General features: G+C 42.1%; 5 protein-coding genes. All 5 read right to left on the bottom strand.

Annotated features, from left to right (window positions below; genetic code table 11):
• Positions 1-443, bottom strand: a 443-nt coding sequence (locus N2257_10535; protein MCX7794820.1) for a 7-cyano-7-deazaguanine synthase, incomplete at its 3' end; no start/stop codon positions are given.
• Between the two features lies 1 nt (position 444).
• On the bottom strand, positions 445-1,437 hold the full coding sequence (rfaE1, locus tag N2257_10530; GenBank protein MCX7794819.1) for a D-glycero-beta-D-manno-heptose-7-phosphate kinase: 993 nt from the start codon (positions 1,435-1,437) through the stop codon (positions 445-447).
• A gap of 160 nt (positions 1,438-1,597) precedes the next feature.
• Positions 1,598-2,044, bottom strand: coding sequence for a chemotaxis protein CheD (locus tag N2257_10525; protein MCX7794818.1), 447 nt, complete (start codon positions 2,042-2,044; stop codon positions 1,598-1,600).
• Positions 2,045-2,896, bottom strand: coding sequence for a protein-glutamate O-methyltransferase CheR (locus N2257_10520; GenBank protein ID MCX7794817.1), 852 nt, complete (start codon positions 2,894-2,896; stop codon positions 2,045-2,047).
• Positions 2,862-3,350: methyl-accepting chemotaxis protein (locus N2257_10515; protein ID MCX7794816.1), on the bottom strand; the 489-nt coding region annotated here is incomplete at its 5' end. The genes N2257_10515 and N2257_10520, both read right to left, overlap by 35 nt.

Raw genomic sequence — 3,350 nt, 5'->3', positions numbered from 1 at the left:
TGTGTATAAGAGACAGCCTCAAGACCTGCCTCTCTGTCAATGAGTGACAGGGTCTCCTTTCTCTGACTCATAGGTCTCTGACCCAGGACCTCTCCAGTGATTATAAAATCCGCACCTGTGAGTTTCATGAATTCCTTTGCCTCTCTGAGCATGAGTATTCGGCAGTCTATGCAGGGATTCATGTTCTTTCCATGCCCGTATTTTGGATTCTTAACGATCTCTATAAATTTATCAGCAAGATGGCAGAGTTTTACAGTGAAACCAAACTGTTCTGCAGCCCTGAACGGATTCTTTGAGCAGCTTGACCTGTCGGAGATATCACAGCCAAAGTGTGTAAGAAAGGTGAGAGCGGTTACCTCAACACCCTGCCTGAGCATCACTAGTATTGCAAGGGTGCTGTCAAGACCTCCTGAATAAAGTGCTACTGCTCTTGGCTTTTTCATCTTAACACTTCATTGCCTCTTTAAGCTGCTCAGGAGTAACAGTGGCAGTGCCAATCTCTCCAACCACTATCCCTGCAGCGTAATTTGCTATCTCACAGGCCTCAATCATTGAGGCACCACTTGCACGGGCAAGGGTGAAGGTTGCAATAACTGTATCTCCTGCTCCTGTAACATCAAAGACCTTCTTTGCCCTTGTAGGTATGTAATGATGCTTTATACTGTCACTCTTTTCTTTTTCCTTCATAAAGAGGCTCATTCCTTCTTCACCTCTTGTGATAAGCACTGCCTCAAGGGAAAGGGTTCTAAGCAGCTTTTTTCCTGCTCTTAGGAGTGTGGTCTCATCCTTTATCTCTATTCCAGAGCCCTCTGATGCCTCCTTAAGATTTGGAGTTATTATGGAAACACCCCTGTAAAATGCAAAATGTCCTACCTTGGGGTCAACTGATACAAATATACCAGAAGGTTTTGAGAGCCTGAGTATTCCCTTTATAAGTTCCCTGCTTACAACACCCTTTTTATAATCAGAGATAATTACTGCATCAATTCTGGAATTTTTTATTTTATCTTCCACAAAATTAAGCAGCCTTTTAAGGAGTTCAGAATTTATCCTTGAATGGTCTTCTTTATCAAATCTTACAACCTGCTGGTGATGGGCTATAACCCTGGTTTTTACAGTAGTCGGTCTTTTATCAGCCACAACTCCAGAAGTATCAATTCCCTTCTCTTCCATTAGCTTGAGCAGAACCTCCCTTGCCCTGTCATTTCCTGTTACTCCTGCAATATAAACCCTTCCACCAAGGGATACTATGTTTGCAGCAACATTGGCAGCACCACCCAGAAGGAAATCCTCCTTTGTGACCTCCACAACAGGAACAGGTGCCTCAGGTGATACCCTCGAGACTTTACCCCAGATATACCTGTCCAGTATGAGGTCTCCGATAACAAGTATAGAACTCTTGGAAAACCTTTCTATAAGTCTTTCTATGTTTTTCATAATTCATAGTATAACAGTCCTTAAGCCTAATACTGAAGGGGGAAGATTAATCTCTAAAGGACCGATTTTCGGCCCGCCTGCCCTTTTAATATAAGAGGATATAATTAATTTTTATCGGCAGATTCATCAATTGAGCTTGTATTAGAAAAGTAACTTTTACTTAAAGCAGTTTAGTAAGCAGGACCCTGCCAGTGGATGAATAAAACTGAATCTTCATTCCACAGGTTAGCTGCGTGAGTTCAGCCACGAGCGGTATGCCGTATTCTGAGAGAATCATCTTTGCAACCTCTATATTCTTCTTTCCTATATTAGGAAGATTATTTAGGTCCCTCAATTTGCCTCCACCAAATATCTTTGCCCTCATACTGCTTATAGAGGCTCCATTTGCAAGGAGGCGGTGTATGAGCTCCACAGTTGAGTCAGGTCCGTAAAAACCTCTGTTCATGGCACCATCATAGGAATAGGGCACCATGAAGTGATTCATACCACCAGCACCTGTTACCTCATCCCAGAGGCATACAGATACACAGGAGCCCAGTACTGTCTCAAATAAAGCAGGAGTCTTTGATACAGCAATATTACCCACCGAAAGGATAATCTTCTTCATTTAAGATCGCACCTTTCTATAGACAGATATATATACAGGTATAAAACCCTTTCTGTTAAGAATTGCCTCTGAATGACCTAGAAAGAGATAACCACCATCTACAAGATGGTTATAAAACTGGGATATCACATGCTCCTTCATTTCTGAAGAAAAATATATCATCACATTCCTACAGAATATGAAGTGGAAATCCCTTCTTAGCGGATAAATCCTGTCCTTGAGATTAAGCCTTTCAAAATGAACCATGTTCCTTAAATGTTCCTTTACCATTATCCTTCCCGAATATTCACCCACACCTTTAAGAAAATATTTCTTTAAGATCCTGTCAGGAGTATTATCGGGCATCTGGTCTTCTTCGTATATACCTCTCTTTGCAAAATCAATTGCAGAGGTAGAGATATCTGTTCCTAGGATCATTACCTCTGGTTTTAATCCCCTGTATTTACTTAGGGCTTCGGAGACAGATATGGCAATTGAATAGGGTTCTTCACCTGTGGAACAACCTGCACTCCATATATTAATATTTCTTCTGTTTATGAATTCTGGAATCCCGATCTCCTCAAGAAATTTAAAGTGGTATTCTTCTCTGAAAAATCTTGTTGTATTTGTTGCTATGCAGTTAAGCATATGGATAAGCTCTGACTGGTCACTTCTTACGAGCCTGTAGTAATTATAAAAACCATCCACCCCGAGAGCCCGGATCCTCTTAAGGAGTCTGGAAATAAGAAGATTCTTCTTCTGTTTTGTAAGCCTTATACCAGACGACCTGTATATCAGTTCAGAAAAGAGGGCAAAAACCTCATCAGTCAGACCAAAATCAGAACTCCTCAAATTGAGCACCTGATTTTCCATTTCCCTTTATAGCTCCTCTTTTATCCTCAAAGGTTATTTTTCCAGATTGTCTTTCAGTTCTTATAGCCTTTCCTGTAAAAACAGTCTCTCTCACAATCTCATCTGTCTTAAAGAATGAGACGAGTTCAAGAAGCTCCCTTGCCTGGGATGCAAGCTCCTCTGCAAGAGATGCCGTCTCCTCTATCAATGCCGCATTCTGCTGTGTAGCCTGGTCTATCTGAGATAAGGCTACATTTACCTGATTAACACCAGATGCCTGCTCAGCTGATGCAGCCGCTACCTCGTCCATAAGCATCGCTACCCTCTTCACTGAACTCACTATGCCCTCAAGCCTCCTCTGTAACTCACCAGATAGCTCTACCCCCCTGCCAGCCTTCTCCACACTCTCCTGTATAAGTTGCGTTATCTCCTTCGCTGATTGCGATGCCCTCTGCGCTAAATTCCTTATCTCACC

The organism is Thermodesulfovibrionales bacterium (genome assembly GCA_026417875.1).
GTDB lineage: Bacteria > Nitrospirota > Thermodesulfovibrionia > Thermodesulfovibrionales > CALJEL01 > CALJEL01.
The sequence above is the reverse complement of the archived record's forward strand: the minus strand, read 5'-3'. Positions and strand labels throughout refer to the sequence as shown.

Excerpts from the sequence above, each read along its gene's own strand:
- N2257_10520 (MCX7794817.1), bottom strand. The coding sequence starts at position 2,896 with ATGGAAAATCAGGTGCTCAATTTGAGGAGTTCTGATTTTGGTCTGACT.
- N2257_10525 (MCX7794818.1), bottom strand. The coding sequence starts at position 2,044 with ATGAAGAAGATTATCCTTTCGGTGGGTAATATTGCTGTATCAAAGACT.
- rfaE1 (MCX7794819.1), bottom strand. The coding sequence starts at position 1,437 with ATGAAAAACATAGAAAGACTTATAGAAAGGTTTTCCAAGAGTTCTATA.